General features: G+C 63.7%; 15 protein-coding genes. All 15 read left to right on the top strand.

Annotation, left to right across the window (positions count from 1 at the left end; genetic code table 11):
- Positions 1-46 precede the first annotated feature (46 nt).
- Positions 47-1,171, top strand: a complete 1,125-nt coding sequence (locus CFE42_RS09230) for a collagen-like triple helix repeat-containing protein (protein ID WP_004627382.1) — start codon at positions 47-49, stop codon at positions 1,169-1,171.
- A 565-nt stretch (positions 1,172-1,736) separates the two neighbouring features.
- Entirely contained in the window at positions 1,737-1,916 is a 180-nt protein-coding gene (locus CFE42_RS09225; RefSeq protein WP_004627381.1) for a Flp family type IVb pilin, read from the top strand.
- Positions 1,917-1,925: 9 nt separating this feature from the next.
- Positions 1,926-2,477 carry a prepilin peptidase gene (locus tag CFE42_RS09220; protein WP_012430290.1) on the top strand — a complete coding sequence of 184 codons (552 nt, stop codon included), beginning with the start codon at positions 1,926-1,928 and terminating at the stop codon, positions 2,475-2,477.
- A 100-nt stretch (positions 2,478-2,577) separates the two neighbouring features.
- Entirely contained in the window at positions 2,578-3,045 is a 468-nt protein-coding gene (locus CFE42_RS09215; RefSeq protein ID WP_235202098.1) for a TadE/TadG family type IV pilus assembly protein, read from the top strand.
- A 52-nt stretch (positions 3,046-3,097) separates the two neighbouring features.
- The gene (gene cpaB / locus CFE42_RS09210; RefSeq protein ID WP_004627373.1) at positions 3,098-4,021 is read left to right on the top strand and encodes a Flp pilus assembly protein CpaB; all 924 of its coding nucleotides are present in this window, start codon (positions 3,098-3,100) and stop codon (positions 4,019-4,021) included.
- On the top strand, positions 4,014-5,378 hold the full coding sequence (locus CFE42_RS09205) for a type II and III secretion system protein family protein (RefSeq protein WP_004627370.1): 1,365 nt from the start codon (positions 4,014-4,016) through the stop codon (positions 5,376-5,378). Before cpaB ends, CFE42_RS09205 begins: the two co-directional genes overlap by 8 nt.
- A gap of 9 nt (positions 5,379-5,387) precedes the next feature.
- The gene (locus CFE42_RS09200; RefSeq protein WP_004627368.1) at positions 5,388-6,731 is read left to right on the top strand and encodes a CpaE family protein; all 1,344 of its coding nucleotides are present in this window, start codon (positions 5,388-5,390) and stop codon (positions 6,729-6,731) included.
- Positions 6,728-8,083 carry a CpaF family protein gene (locus tag CFE42_RS09195; RefSeq protein ID WP_004627366.1) on the top strand — a complete coding sequence of 452 codons (1,356 nt, stop codon included), beginning with the start codon at positions 6,728-6,730 and terminating at the stop codon, positions 8,081-8,083. The genes CFE42_RS09200 and CFE42_RS09195 overlap by 4 nt, the downstream gene beginning before the upstream one ends.
- Positions 8,076-9,002, top strand: a complete 927-nt coding sequence (locus CFE42_RS09190) for a type II secretion system F family protein (protein WP_004627364.1) — start codon at positions 8,076-8,078, stop codon at positions 9,000-9,002. Before CFE42_RS09195 ends, CFE42_RS09190 begins: the two co-directional genes overlap by 8 nt.
- Before the next feature lie 9 nt (positions 9,003-9,011).
- Positions 9,012-10,001, top strand: coding sequence for a type II secretion system F family protein (locus tag CFE42_RS09185; RefSeq protein ID WP_004627362.1), 990 nt, complete (start codon positions 9,012-9,014; stop codon positions 9,999-10,001).
- A 1-nt stretch (position 10,002) separates the two neighbouring features.
- Positions 10,003-10,926, top strand: coding sequence for a tetratricopeptide repeat protein (locus CFE42_RS09180; protein WP_004627360.1), 924 nt, complete (start codon positions 10,003-10,005; stop codon positions 10,924-10,926).
- Positions 10,923-11,252: a DUF3613 domain-containing protein gene (locus tag CFE42_RS09175; RefSeq protein ID WP_004627359.1), complete on the top strand. Its 330-nt coding sequence runs from the start codon at positions 10,923-10,925 to the stop codon at positions 11,250-11,252. Before CFE42_RS09180 ends, CFE42_RS09175 begins: the two co-directional genes overlap by 4 nt.
- A gap of 19 nt (positions 11,253-11,271) precedes the next feature.
- Entirely contained in the window at positions 11,272-12,975 is a 1,704-nt protein-coding gene (locus CFE42_RS09170) for a TadG family pilus assembly protein (RefSeq protein WP_274521280.1), read from the top strand.
- A gap of 15 nt (positions 12,976-12,990) precedes the next feature.
- Positions 12,991-14,406, top strand: coding sequence for a sigma-54-dependent Fis family transcriptional regulator (locus tag CFE42_RS09165; protein WP_004627357.1), 1,416 nt, complete (start codon positions 12,991-12,993; stop codon positions 14,404-14,406).
- Between the two features lie 106 nt (positions 14,407-14,512).
- The gene (locus CFE42_RS09160; RefSeq protein WP_004627356.1) at positions 14,513-15,295 is read left to right on the top strand and encodes a DUF2968 domain-containing protein; all 783 of its coding nucleotides are present in this window, start codon (positions 14,513-14,515) and stop codon (positions 15,293-15,295) included.
- Positions 15,296-15,442: the final 147 nt, after the last annotated feature.

Raw genomic sequence — 15,442 nt, 5'->3', positions numbered from 1 at the left:
CCGAGCTCAGACATCAAGACACATCATTCCAAGAAAGGGACGGACCATGACTCACATTCGACACTCCATTCGCGTTGCGCCGTTGGCCTGCGCTGTTGCCGCTCTTATGTTGGCAGCTTGCTCTTCGGGAGGCTCCGGCTCGGGCAGTTCGCCGAATCCCAGCCCGAACGACACGACGGGCGTGACGCCCGTCGGCAAGGTCGCAAACGGCACGGGCAACACCGTTGTGGCGACTGGCCAGGCGGTCAGCAGCCTCGGCTCCACGCTTCAAAACGCAAACATTCCGGGCTTGTCGGATCAGGCCAAGGCCGGGCTGGGCGGCACGGTTGACAACGCCGGCAAGGCGGTCAGCGATCTCGGTCTGGGCGTCCAAACCGGGCTTGGCAAGATGGGCCAGAACCCCAATCCGATCGGCACAACGGTGGCCAGCACCGGCAATGTCGTGACGGACCTGGGTCAGGCCACCGTGAGCGCAGGCTCGCTCGTGCAAGGCCTCGGCCAAGGTTCTGGCGCACCGTTGGCACCGATCACTCAACCGGTGGGCGGCGGCGTCCAGCAGATCGGCCAGGCGCTGATTGGTGGCGGTACGCTGCTGGGCAGCGCGCTGTCTTCCGGCGCGGTGCAGCAGGTGACGCAGCAACTGAGCACGGCCATCGTGCCAGTCACCACGCAGGTCAGCGGCGCTACTCAGATGATTGGCGATTCGACGGGCCTGGGCGGAGCCTTGAACAATCTGCTTGGGACCGTTGGCGGCGGCGTGGGCGGTGCCGGCAACACCATCACCGGGACGGGCGTACCGGTGGTCTCGACCCTGGGCCCGGTGGTGACGTCGCTCGGGACGACTGTCGCAGCAATCGGCGGTGTCGCCACGACCGGCGGGTCGGCGGGCAGCAACCCGCTGGGCGGCCTGCTCGGCGGCGTGGGGGGCAGCTCCGGCGGTACGACCCCGCTGGCTCCGTTGACCGGCCTCCTGGGCGGCGCATCTGGCGGCTCCAGTCCCCTGGCGCCTGTCACGGGCCTGCTGGGCGGCGCAGCCGGTGGCAGCAATCCGCTGGCGCCCATCACCAATCTGCTGAGCGGCGCGACCAGCGCAGCCGGCGGCACATCGGGCGGCAATCCGCTGGCCCCTGTCACTAACTTGCTGGGCGGCGTTGGCAGCCCGGCGCACTGAGCAGTACCTGTCTGTGCTCTTGAAGGTGCGCGGGCGTGTTCCCGTCGCTCGCGCATCCTTTTTTTTGCCTAGACAGAAATGGGGAGCGTTTAGGTCAGCCGCGAGTATTAATGGAAAACCCGTCCAAATAATCGGCCTGGTCTCGGGTTTATTAAGGGATTTCCATTAGTTTTCAAGGGGTTGGCGTGTCATTAATAGAATTAAATAGAGACTTCACTCTAAATTAAGGTAAGTACCTTAATTGAGTTATTTTGTTTGCGGCGCCGCACGCCTATAAAGGCGTTACGGTGTGTTACGTGACATAGGTGACACGCCGGAAAAAATGGATGTTCATGGGGGTAGGCGGCGATCATCGGGCGCGTTCGGGACACTGCGTTCGATGACATTCGAATTTCGTTCCATTAGTAGAACGACGCGGGCGGCGAATCTTCTGCTGTTCGTGTCATCGCAGTAAATCCCCATGCGTTTTATCCGTGATTAGCAAATATGAACTGGCTAAGGTAGGAGCGCCGAAAGCTGGTCGAGATCAACACATCCGCGGGCGAGTGCAAACAGGAGAGAGATCATGAAAAACGCCATTCTGAAGTTCATCCGTGACGAACAAGGTGCCACTGCCGTCGAGTACGGCATGATCGCTGGTCTGATCGCAGCGGCCATCACGGTCATCGTGGGCAAGCTGGGCACGCAGCTCAACACCGTCTTCACCAATATCTGTACAGCCGTCAAGGGCGGGACTGCTTGCTAGAGCCAGGCGTTGCATAGCCACATCGATATTGCTGGCTGGGTAAGCGTCGCAGTTCTCGCAGTTCTTGCAATCGCATTGGACATCCGCTTACGGCGCGTGCCGAACTGGCTCGTCGCCGCGGGGGTAGTGCTGTCCATCGCTCTGATCAAGTTCGGCGGGGTACAAGACCTTGCCTATGACTGGCAGGACTTCTGGCTCGGCGGAGCGATTGCGTTTGCCTGCTTTCTGCCGCTGTACACCCTCGGCTGGATGGGCGCCGGCGACGTGAAGTTCTTCACTGTCGTCGGCCTCCTGGCAGGCTGGCATGGCCTTGTGGCCGTATGGCTTGTCTCGAGCATGATTTCCGGCCTGCACGCGCTCGGCATCGTAGTGTTACGCCAGCTTGACGCGTCGTCTCCATCGGCCTGGATTGTGATGCGCGTGTGCCCGGCTATCGCTCGCTGGGATATCGCTCATGCAGGGCTTCGAGGCATCCCCTACGCCGCCTACATGGCGATCGGGTTGCTGAGTCTGCCATGGGTTCCCTCAGTGATGCGCATGCCTTGGCTGCCGGGCATGTAGTTCAGACAGTTGAGGCGTTGAAGAAGAGCCGCCAAGCGGCCTGCCTATAAGAAAGGAGTCGGCCATGCCGACATTGCAACGGGAACGGGAGGGTGCTCGCATGCACCCGGAAGTCCGCACGCATGCTGTCCGCCGCCCCCGGCGGCACGGCGGCCGCGGCGCAGCTTCAGTCGAATTCGCCATCGTCGTGCCGGTGCTGCTGGTGCTCATGCTTGGCGTCGTGTACTACGGCGTGATCCTCGCCATGCAGCAGGCGCTGACCCTGGCGGCGGAAGAGGGCGCACGCGCGGCGCTCCGCTATCAGCCTTCCAACACGCAGCGTGTGGCAGCCGCCTATGCGGCCGTGACGTCAGTACTCCCCACCTTCCTTACGGGGCGGGTCCAGACCAATCAGAGCAGCACCCCGCTGGTGAATTGCCAGAACGTGGCGGGCATGCAATGCCTGAGCGTGGTCCTGACATTGCCCGTGACCTCCGGCAACAACCCGCTGCTGCCCTCGATACCGCTGTTGCCCGCACCGGCTACGTTGACGGGCTCTGCCGTCGTGCAGCTTGTGCCCGGCTCCTGACGTTTTTCAGTTCGCTGACCTTCTCGATCGACCGCTCGGACACGCCGCACAGATGACCAGCAAACACCTTCAGATCTTCGCCGCCGCGCTATTGCTGCTCGCCGCCATTCTTGGCGCCGTGGCATGGAAGTCGGCGCATCGCCCGCCGGCGCCCGTGGCCGAGCAGAAAGATGGCAAAGCGGTCTATCCCGTGGTCGTGACCACGAAACCGCTGGAGGCGGGCAAGCCCATCACCGCAGACCAGGTGGCCATCGAGCAACTGCCCATCAATCCGGCCGAAGCGTTTTCCGACGTCACGAAGGTCGTCGGGCGTGAACCCATTCTGCCGGTCGGCGTTGGTGTGCCGCTGATTGCGTCGCAACTTTCCTCCGGATTGGCGCAGCAGGTCGAGGCCGGTCAGCGCGCGGTTGCCATCAACGTGGACGAGGTGGTCGGCGTGGGCAATCGCGTCATGCCGGGCGATTACGTCGATGTGTTTCTCGTGATGCGTAAGGACGGTCAGGAGATCGAAGACAGCCAGGCGCGCCTGCTGCTGCCGCACCTGCGGGTCCTGGCGTTTGGCCCGCTGGCCATCAATGAAGGGCCGCAGAAGCAGCCCGAGAACAACGGGGTCACGCGCAAGGTCGATCAGGCCAAGACGGCCGTGCTGGCCGTGCCGGTGGAGGCTGTCAGCCAGCTGGCGATGGCACACCAGAGCGGTCGTCTGCTGCTGGCGCTGCGCAACCCAGGGGACGACGCCGAACCGACCGTCAAACCGCAGGATGCCGCATTGCTGGCGGCCGCCAACCGCAACCCGATGGACGTCGCACAAGCCGGCGTGTCGATGGCCAGCCTGACGGGCTCGGCGCGCAGGCTGGTCGTTGTGCCGCCGCCGCTGCCGGCCATTGCCGCGGCCCGCACGACGGTGCGCAGCAGTACCGCCAGCACTGGTGTCGAGATCATCCGCGCAGGAAAACGTGAGGAGCAACATGACTGATGCCGCCATGGTTCGCGGTTGGATGGGCGGACTCGCGTTGGGCTGCGCCGCCTTCGTGTCGAGCGCATTTGCCGAGACGGCACCGACCGGCCAGACGCTTCATCTGCTGACGGGAAGCCAGCGCGAGATTCGCCTGGGCAAACCGCTCGAACGCATTGCCATCGGCAACCCCGAGATTGCCGATGCCCTGTTGCTCAAGGGGCGAGGTACGGCCACGAGCGTTTTGATCATCGCCAAGAAGCCGGGTGCGGCCAACGTGATGGTCTGGACGCAAGGCGGCGTTGCGACGACTTACAACGTGCAGGTGGACGCCGCGGCGCCTGTGCCGGGTGACCCGGCAGTGGTTGCACAGGGCGATACGGCGGTTGTTTCAGGTCAGCCCAAGGATGTTTACGCACTGGCCCGTGCGCGCCGTTCGGCCGCTGCAGCCAGCGGCGCAGAAAAACCTAAAGATGGCAACGTCATCGACACCACCTCGATGAACGTGCCAGGTACAGTGCAAGTCGACGTGCGGGTAGTGGAGTTCAGCAAGACGGTGCTCAAGGAGGCCGGGTTCACGTTTGGTCGTACGCGCGGCGGTTTCGATTTCCGGACATTTGCGCCGTCGTCGCTCTCCAAGGTCACGTTCGGCTCCAACGGTTTGTCTACCGAATCCACCATGCCGATCGGTTCGGCGTTCAACCTGCTGGTCTCCTCGGTCAGCAAGGGCCTCTTTGCCGACCTCAGTTTGCTGGAATCAAACGGCATGGCGCGTGTGCTGGCCGAGCCAAGCCTGGTTGCCCTGTCAGGCCAGAGCGCCAATTTCCTGGCCGGTGGCGAGATTCCGATTCCCGTGCCCCAAGCGCTGGGTACCACGACTATCGAATACAAGCCGTTCGGCATCGGGCTGACGGTGTCGCCCACCATTCTCTCGGAGAACCGCATCGCGCTGAAGGTGGCGCCTGAAGCGAGCGATCTGGATTTCAGCCGAGGCGTGACGCTCAACGGTGCGACGGTGCCGGCCATCGTCACGCGCCGTGCCGATACAACAGTTGAACTTGGCGATGGCGAGAGCTTTGTCATCGGCGGGCTGGTCAGCCGGTCCACGCTGTCCAACGTCGACAAAGTGCCGTTCCTGGGTGACGTGCCGATTATCGGGACGTTCTTCAAGCGCCTGAACTACAACCAGGAAGAGCGGGAACTGGTGATCATCGTCACGCCGCATCTGGTCAAGCCGATGGCACGCAATGCGCCGATCGACAAGATGCTGCCGGGACAGAGTAGCGGGCGGGATCGCGATACCGCGGGCGATCCCGTGTGGCGGCCGTTCGCGCTGGGGGTGGCAGATCCGGCCGCCATGCCTGGGTTCTCGAAGTAAGGGGCGGGCATGGACTATTTCCTTCTGCACGGCGGCGCACGTGGCGGTAAGCAAGGCGACGCACAGTCGGCAGGCGTACACCGCTGGCTGGCCGCGGCAATTCGCGAGTTGGGCGTGCTGGTGGCCGAAACCACTGGCCACGACGCGTTCATCGAGCAGATTGGCGCAGTGAACCCCGAAGTCGTGTTCGTGCGCTTTGCCTCGTCTCCCACACTGATCGACGTGCCAGATCAGGACCAGAAGCTGGGCGAGGGCGCCGACGCGATCAACGAGGCGATGCAACTGGTCGCGCAACTTGCGCGTCTGTTTCCGGGCTTGCCGCTGGTGGCGGTGGGCTCCGCTGCCGATGGCCGCGCGATGCTGGCTGCCTTGCGCGCAGGGGTAAAGGATTTCGTTGACGTGGACGGCGCGCCGGCCGAGGCTGTGCGCGTCGTGCGTCGACTGCTGGCGGACCGCGCATCGGCTGAGCCGACCCGCCGTGGCCGCGTGCTGGCCGTGTTGGGTGCGCGCCCTGGCGTGGGCGCCACCACGTTGGCCACCAATCTGGCCACGCTGGTGCGCCGCACGTCGGCCAGCGATGTGATGCTGCTCGACCTTGGCCAGCCGCTGCGTGATGGCGCCCTATACCTCAACGTGCAAGCCAACTTCCACTTTGTCGAAGCCGTGCGCAACCTGCGCCGCTTCGACCAGGTGTTTGTGCAGACCGCGCTGTCGCGTCATCCGAACGGGCTTGCGGTCCTGCCGTTGCCGATCTCGCTAGCCGAGATGCGCGACGTTTCGTTCTCCGAAGCGCTGGGTCTGCTCAACCGCTTGCGCACGTTCTTCGACCTGCAGGTCGTTGACCTGGGTGGCTTTGGCAACATCGACTTCATCGCACAGATCATCAAGGCCGCCGACGATGTGATGCTGGTGACCGAGCAAAGCGTGGGCGCCATCGTGTCGGCGGCTGAACTGATGCAGGAACTCAAGAAGCGCGAGATTGACCGTGACCACCTGCACCTGACCATTTCGAAGTTCGACGCACGCCTGTCGCTGGACGCAGCGCAGATCGCCGAGCGGCTGGAGATTCCTTCGGTGCTGACGGTACCGAATCGCCGTGAAGCCCTGGTCATTGCTTCCAACCAGGGCGCGATGCTCGCGGAAACGCACCCCACCGATGCCTATGTCCGCGCGCTTGCGCAGATTGCCCAGACACTCGGCTATGCCCAGCAGAGCGAGCGCGCGTCTGGCTTGTCGAACTGGGTGTCTGGCGTGAGTGCTCGACTGGGTGGGCGCTTTGGCGGACGCTCCAAACGCAAGTCGGCAGACGCCAATGAACTGGATATCGGTACTACCGAACGGAACGCGACATGACACAGCCCATCGAGTTCTCCAACCAGGCGGACGCCGGCAACGGCGCGTTTGCCGTTTCGCAGGCTTTCCAGGACATCAAGGAAGCCGCCCACGAACACCTGCTGACACGCATCGAAGAACTTGGCGCCGAGTTCGGCCGTTGGTCGCGCACGGCCATCCAGCGTTTTGTCGATCTGGAAGTGGAAGGCTTCACGCGGATGCGCCGCATTCCCGTCAACGAGACGGAGATCCGGCAGATTGCCGAGGCGCTGACCAAGGAGTTGGCTGGCTTCGGGCCCATCGAAGATCTGCTGGCCGATCCGGCGGTGGAAGACATTCTCGTCAACGGCCACCTGGACGTGTACGTGTCGCGCCACGGCATTCTGGAGCGCATTCCGGTGCGCTTTGCCGACAACAACCACCTGCTGCGCATCGTGCGCCGCATCCTTGCGCCCATCGGCCGGCGGCTGGACGAATCCAACCCGATGGTCGATGCGCGCTTGCCGGACGGCGGCCGCATCAACGTGGTGATTCCGCCGCTGGCGCTGGAAGGGCCGGTCGTGTCGATCCGCAAGTTCCGGAAAGATCCGCTCAAGCCTGAAGACCTGCTTGGCCTGGGCACGATGAGCGAAGAGATCGGGGCGCTGATCGATTCTGCTGTGCGCGCGCGCTGCAACATCCTGGTAAGCGGTGGCACCAGCTCGGGCAAGACGTCGCTGCTCAACGCAATGGCGTATCACATTCCGACGACCGAGCGCGTGATCACCATTGAAGACACGGCCGAGCTGTCGCTCAACCACCCGCACGTGGTGCGTCTGGAAAGCCGGCCGGGCGGCTTCGAGGGCACGGGCGTCGTCACGATTCGGGAACTGCTGCGCAACAGCCTGCGCATGCGGCCCGACCGCATCATCGTGGGCGAAGTGCGCGGCGGTGAAGTCCTGGAAATGCTGCAAGCCATGAGCACCGGCCACGATGGCTCGATGGGCACCATCCACGCCAGCAGCCCGCGCGAATGCCTCTACCGACTGGAAATGCTGGCGGGCTTTGCCGGCTTCCAGGGCAGTGAGGTGAGCCTGCGCCGGCAGATCACCAACGCCATTGATTTCATCGTGCAGATCGGGCGGCTATCCAACGGCAAGCGTCGCATCCTGTCGATTACGGAAGTCACCGGGCTCGGGGACAACATCATCTCGACGCAGGAGCTGTACCGCTACGAGCCCTATGTCGGCCCAGACGGCGAAGAGGTCGACCGCTGGACGGCGCTTGGCCTGCAGCCGCATTCGCCCAAGCTGGCCCGCATGCGCAACAGCGAAGGCGGCGGGATGGATGGCGGCATGACTGGATTTGGCGGTGGAGGCCGTTTCCATGTCTAGCATGACGCTCTGGTTCGGTTGCCTCGCGCTGCTGCTGATGGGCGCATCGCTCATGCTGTGGGCGGAGGCCGTACGCCGTCGCGAGCGCGAGGCATCGCGCAGCTTTGTGCGTGCGCAGACCGAGCAGATCAACGCGCGTTATCAACCGAATGTGGAGCCCGTGCCGGCAAGCGTGCCCGACTCGTTGAATCGCGCCTGGCAGGATGCACTGCGCCGCGCAGATATCGAGCCGAGCCGGCGCTTCTACGTGCTGCTGATTGGCCCCGCGCTCATGATTACGCTCGCCGTCTGGGCGGTGTCGAGCATGTTGTCTGCCCTGACGGCCCTCGCTCTGTACGTCGTGATCGTTGCTTTCCTGTTCTGGAACCGGACCCGAAAGATGAACGAGCGCCTGCTGCAGCAATTGCCGGGCTTTCTCGATGGCGTGGTGCGGCTGATGAGCATCGGCAGCGCGGTGCCCGCGGCGTTTCAGGCGGCCAGCGCCAACACCGAACAGCCGCTGCGCAACTGCCTGACTGCCATCACGCAGATGCAGCGCGCCGGCAAGGACCTCGACGCCGCGGTGCTGACCGTCGGCCGGCAGTATCGCGTGAACGAATTGATCTTGCTGTCGTCGGTGCTGCGCCTTGCGTTGCGCTACGGCGGGCGGGCCGACATCGTGATGGAGCGCACGGCTGCATTCATGCGCGACCGGCAGCAAGCCCAGCGCGAGCTGTTTGCGCTGTCGGCAGAGACGCGGTTATCCGCATGGATCATCGGGCTGCTGCCCGTCGTGGTGGGCGGTGTCATCATCATGTTCAACGCGGCGTACATCATGTCGATGTGGCGCGATCCGTTCGGCAAGACGTTGATTCTTACGGCCTTCGGTATGGAAGTGCTGGGTGCAGTCATGCTGGCCAGGCTGGCGAAATCGGTCTGAGGAGAACGCATGGACGATACCCTGATCACCCTCAGCCTGACCGCAGCGGCCGCGGGCGTGCTGGTATTCGGTGGGCTCGCGCTGCGTGCAACGCTCACGCGACATCGCAGCGCACGCAAGCTCGATACGGCGCTGTCCGACATGCGCGCGACGGCGGCCAATCCGGCCGCGCCCGCAGCGTCGCCGGTTGTGCCGCCCGCCGCCAGACCACGCCCGCATGGCTCGCGTGAAGCCCAGCAGCTCCAGCAGCAGATCGCCAAGGTGGGGCAGCGCTGGATCGACACAGGCCTGGGCCGCCGCATCGTGACTGAGGAAGACCGCAAGCTGCTCGAAGAATGCGGTTACTACGGTGAACACGCCAGAACGGTCTTTGGCGGCACCCGTATCTTGCTGCCCCCGCTGCTTGCCGTATTCGGCGCATTGCACGCGTCATCGGCCCTGTTTGTGTTCGTGTTTGGCTTTGTCGGCTTTGCGCTGGGCTACCTTGCGCCGAAGTGGCTGCTCGGGCGTCGGAAGGAAAGCCGCCGGCGCCGTATGGATGATGAGCTGCCGGTCATGGTCGACATGCTGCGGCTGCTGCAGGGCGTCGGCTTGTCGATTGACCAGAGTCTGCAGGTGATTGCCAACGAATTCCACGGCATGCTGCCTGTGCTGGCGGGTGAATTTGGCCGCGCCAACCAGCAGTTCGCCTCGGGCCGCCCCCGCGAGCAGACGCTGTTGCGCATCGCGCGCCTGTTCGACAACGAAGACCTGAAGGGCCTGATCACGCTGCTTACCCAGGTGGATCGCTTCGGCGGCGCAGTGCAGGAGCCGCTGCGGCAGTTCGGCGGGCGTCTGCAGGAGAACCGCCGCGCGCGGCTGAAGGAGCGTGTGGGCAAGCTGACCGTGCAGATGACGATGATCATGGTCATGACGCTATTGCCCGCGCTGTTGATCATCACCGCGGGGCCGGGGTTCATGGGCGTCATGCGCAGCCTGCAACAAACTGGGGGACATTGAGATGACACGCTTCCCAAACGCCGTGCGCGCCGCCCTGGCCAGTATGACTACGCTGACCGTCATGCTGGCTGGCTGCGGCTCGATGGCCGCGTCCGACATGAGCCTGCGTGCCGATGCCGACATCGAGATGGCACGTCAGCGCCAGAGCCAGGAGAAGTCTGAGATCACCAGTCCGGCGACGTATCTTTCGTTGATCCGCAAGATGCAGGAGCAGGGCCTGTACTACGCATCGCTTGCGCATATCGATGCCTACCAGCAACGCTATGGCCGTGCACCCGAGATCATGCTGCTGCGTGCGGACGCACTGCGCGAAACCGATCAGCTTGCCGCTGCCGATGCCGAATACCGTGCGGTGGTGGGAGCAACGTCCGCCATGGGCGCAGGCACGCAAGGCGGATTGCTCAATGCCGCCGCATGGCGCGGTCTGGGCATCATTGCGGGGCGCCAGGGCAACTTTACCGAGGCGGCTCGTCGGCTGCAGGTGGCAGCGCAGGCCAATCCTACCGACGCCAGCACAGCCAGCGATCTGGGCTACGCGCTGATGCGTGCCGGCGAGGTCGAACAAGCCCGCGTGCCGCTGATGCAGGCGCAGCAGATGGCCGCTTCCAGCCCGAAGATCGCCGGCAACCTGGTGATCTGGTTGACCGTGAATGACCGCAAGGACGATGCTGCGTCGCTCGCGTCGCACGCCCAGCTGACGGCATCCGCGCGCAAGGCCATTGACGAAAACGTGGCGCGCGTGCGGGGCGCTTGGCGCGATCGGCGTATCGGTCGCGACGCGGCGGCGGCTGCCACCCGTGCGGTCGCGCTCAGCCCATCTGCCGCAGGCGTAGCCGGGACGGCCACGCCCGCTGTCACGACCCAATCCCGTCCGCTGGCATTGCAGCGCGGCCGCTTGCTTGACACCTTGGAGACCGCGCAATGATCCCCCGCATTCTGATGGCTGCCGGTATGGCGGTATGGCTGATGAGCAACCCGGCTGGCGCGCAAGGCTTTTCGGGCGGCAATCCGCAGAACGCTACGCAAGCCGCGCCCAACGTGGGTAGCAACATGGGCGATGCCACTCGCGCCTTGCTCAAGGCGCAACGCGATGGGACGTATGCGGGCGAGTTCGTCCCGTTGCGTGGGGAGCAGGCCGCGCTGGCGTATCAGCGCTACCTTGATTCGTTCAGTCGACCGATGCCTGGCCTCTCGCAGACGGCTCCGAGTGCGAAGTCGACAAGCTCGAGTCAAGCCACTACCGCACGTTGACCCTTCACAGAACGCCGCTGTGACACGAGCCACCCCCCGCCTTCGTCGAGCCGCTAAGCTCCGCCGCCGCCTGCGCGGCGCGGTGAGCGTGATGACGGCCACCTTTATCGCCACGGTTGGTCTGACGGTGCTGGTGTCGATCGACATCGGCAACCTGTTCTATACGCAGCGCGCGTTGCAGCGTTCCGCCGACCTCGCAGCCATGGCGGCCGCACAGCGGCTGGATTTGCCTGCCGCCGCACAGCAGGCGGTGATACAGAACGGGCTGACGGTGGATGGCACCAACGTCACGCTGGCCGTCGTGCCGGGCGTATGGGATGCGAGTGCGGGGACTGCTCCGACGTACTTCACCGCGCAAGCCGCAGTGGATGGAAATACGAACGCCGCGCAGGTGACGATCACGCAGAACGTGCCGTATTTCTTCATGGTCGGTCAGCGGAGGTTGCAGGCGACTGCGATTGCGAAGAACACGCCGGTTGCGTCATTTTCGCTGGGGTCCGGTTTAGCGTCTGTTAACAGCGGTCTGCTCAATCAACTTTTGGGTAGCCTACTTGGCAATGCCAACCCCTTGAGTCTGAGCCTGGTTTCCTACCAAGGTCTGGCAAACACAAATATCCGAATCGCGGACTTGATGACCGCAGTAGGCGTCGGGACCGTGCAGCAATTGCTGTCGACGCAACTGACTTTGACGCAGTTTTTTAACGCAGTCATTTCGGCGGGCGCGCAGAACGGCTTGGCCGGAGTATCGGCCGGTACCGTAGCCGCTCCGAATACCTTGGTTCTTGGCCCTTTGCTGAGTGGCACGACCATCAATATAGGTAATGGCGTTGCTGCGCCGGGCGTTCTGCAACTGCTTGCAGCTGTAGGAAATGACCAGTCGGCCGCAGATGCCACGTTGAATGTGCTGGATCTATTGATGACGGCAGCCCAGATTGCCAACGCTCAAAATGGAGCAGCTATCTCGACCATTCTGGGATTGCCGGGCGTTGCAGGCCTGCCCGGCCTGGTCAATGTGGCGCTGTCGCTCAAGATCATTCAGCCCCCGGTGATTGCGATAGGTCCTCCAGGCACTGATGCATCGGGGAACTGGCGCACCGTGGCGCGCACGGGTCAAGTCAGCCTTGGGCTGAACGTTTCTGCCTCTGTCCTCGGACTCGCCAATTTGAATGTTCCCATCGGTTTGATTGTGGCCGGTGCCAATGCACATTTCGAAGCCGCGCATTGCCCTGTCCCTCGCAGTGGCATCTCCGCTGATTTCGGTGGGCAGATAGCCCCCGTATCGCTTTGCATTGCCAACGGATCCGCTACTGCAGCCAGTAGTGTCAATGGTTATTCATGCCCTTCTACACCAGCGGTTGTGTTGCAAGCCTTGGGCATTGACGCGATTTCGCTACAAGCCAATATCGCGCCCGCAGCCAGTGCTGGTTGGACACCTGATCCCACCACGTTGACCGTTGGACAAACTAGTCGCGTATCAGGAACTGGGACCTTTTTTGCTTCGATTCTGAACGATACGAACAAGGTGAACCTTCAGGTTCTCGGCTTGGGTGTTCTGAACATCCTGGGGCTTTCGGATGTGCTCGTGCGAGCGACGCTTGGCCTTGTCGGCCAGACGCTTGACACTGTGTTGTCGCCTCTACTCGAAGTCCTCGGCATCCAACTCGGCTACGCCGACATCAAACTCCTCTCGCTCGACTGCGACGCCGTCGAGCTGGTTTACTGACATGGAAGCGACGACATGAAAACCGATCGCTGGGCGTACGAAACGCTTGAGATTTTTGTCTGGGAAGGCCGTCACGACATTGCCGATCGTGTGGCGCGGTTCATGGCGCCGTTCGGGGCAGAGGTGATCCGCGCGGGCGGCATCGACTTTCAGCCGGCCGAGCCTCGGCTCAAGCCCGCGGTGGCGGTGATCAGCGCCTCGGTGGTGGAAAGCGGTGGCTTTACGGTGCTCGACTGGCAGGCCGCGCAAGGCATGCCGGTAATCTGGGTGGCCTCGGACGCGCAGCATGATTCGAGCCGCTTCCCGCCCGAATACACGCACGTGCTCGGGCCGGACTTTGGCGCGACTGAACTGCGCGCGCAGATCAGCAAGGTCTTGCCGTCGATGTCGTCGGCGCAGGCCCAGGCGCAGGATCAGAGCGACCTCGTGGCGGCGTCGCCGGCCATGCACGGGCTGCTGGAGCAGGTCGATACCTTTGCCGATTGCGACAGCAACGTCATGCTTTACGGCGAAACCGGCGCCGGCAAGGAACGTATTGCGCGCTTGCTGCATGACAAGAACAGTGTCTATGGCAAGGGCCCGTTCGTGGCGGTCAACTGTGGCGCGATTCCCGACGGGCTGTTCGAATCCCAATTTTTTGGCCATGCCAAGGGCGCGTTCACGGGCGCCATGTATGCGCACCGCGGCTACTTTGAACAAGCGAACGGCGGCACGCTGTTTCTCGACGAGCTGGGCGATCTGCCGCTGTATCAGCAGGTGAAGCTGTTGCGCGTGCTGGAGGACAGCGAATGCACGCGGCTGGGCTCGACGGTGCCGGTCAAGCTGGATTTCCGCCTGGTGGCCGCTACCAACAAGAACCTGCGCGAGATGGTCGCCACGGGCAAATTCCGCGCCGATCTGTACTTCCGCCTGGCGGTGATCGAGCTGCGCATCCCGAGCCTGGAGCAGCGCGGCGCGGATGACAAGATCGCGCTGCTGCTTTCCTTCCTGCGGCATTTGCTGGGCGACAAAACGTTTGATGCCATGCCGCCGGTGCCCGAATGGGTGCGGGCATCGGTCGGGCGGGCCTACTTTGCCGGCAATGTGCGCGAACTGCGCAACCTGGCCGAGCGCATCGGCATCACCCTGCGCCAGTTCGGCCGCTGGGACGAGGCCCGCATCCTGCCGCTGTTTGCCGGCCTGCAGCGCGATGCGTTCGAGCGCGAGGCGGGAAATGGTGGCAATGGCGGGTATGGCGATCGCGGTGGGGGTGGAAGTGGTGGCAATGGCGGCGAAGAAGAGCGCCGCCGTATCCTCGCGGCGCTGGACGCCAACAACTGGCGCCGCCAGGACACCGCCGCCACACTCGGCATCAGCCGTAAGGTTTTGTGGGAAAAGATGCGCAAATACCAGATCGCCGACGGCGAAACCGAGCTTCGCGAGCTGGAGTGACGCCATACAACACCCTACTCTGCGGCGGGCGCCCGATGCGCCACTCGGGTGGCGGATCGCGTATAGTTTTTGGCTGCAACACCTGCGCAGAATCCACAGGGTCGAGATGAGAACAAGAAAACAATCAGGGAAAGCGTCGCACCAGGCGTTTCAGAGGGGATTGGCCATCGCGGCCGCCATCGCAGTCATGGCTGGTACGGCCGCCTGCACATCGGCCGTGGCGCAGAGCCCGGCCGCTCCGCCCACTGCTATTGCACCGATTGCTGCCGCCGCGCCTGTGCCGGCGTTGACTGCCACAGTTGGCCAGCCGGCTGCGACGGCACCCGCTGCGCCAGCCACGCCCGGCGCCGCCAGCGCCGAGCGTCCAGCCCCGACCAGCGCCGTCTTTGAACTGCAACAGCGCATGCAGGCGCACGAACTGTCAGAGCTGCGTACCACCTATAACGGGGCCTACGGCGCCAGCCTGCTATTTGCCCAGAGTGACCTGACGTACTACGTCACGCTGTTCCAGCAGAAAGACCTCTGGCGCGTCATCAAGACCACCAATGAAGCCGCTGCCGAACGCCTGTACAGCGACTTCGCCAAGCAGACCCGCACGATGGCGGATCTCGAGTTGCAGCGCATCCGCCTGGAAGCCCAGAAGGAGCGTTCCGAGCGCCAGATTGCCGCGCAACAGGAAAAGCTTCGTGGCCTGAAGACCGACCTGGACATCCAACGTAAGCAGCAGGCCCAGGCCCAGGAACGACAGAAGGTCGCCCGCACGGAAGCCGAGGCGCTGGATATCGAACGCCGTGCCGCCCGCGCCCGCGTCGACGAATTGCAGCGTCAGATCCGCGAACTCGAAGCCCAGGTCAACGCGCCGTTCAATTCACAGCCGCGCCGTCGCTGATCCAGCGCTTCACATCGTCCCCAGATCGGGCGGCCTGCGGGTCGCCCGATTCACTTTTAGGGGCCTGCATTCAAACATGGCGACTTTGTTTGATGCGGGGCGCAGCGGCGCGTACATTGGCGGATAACCCATTTTCGCAGTCGACCG

This window comes from Ralstonia sp. PBBBR1 (assembly GCF_002256165.1).
GTDB classification, from domain to species: domain Bacteria; phylum Pseudomonadota; class Gammaproteobacteria; order Burkholderiales; family Burkholderiaceae; genus Ralstonia; species Ralstonia thomasii.
This window is presented reverse-complemented; position numbering and strand designations above follow the sequence as displayed.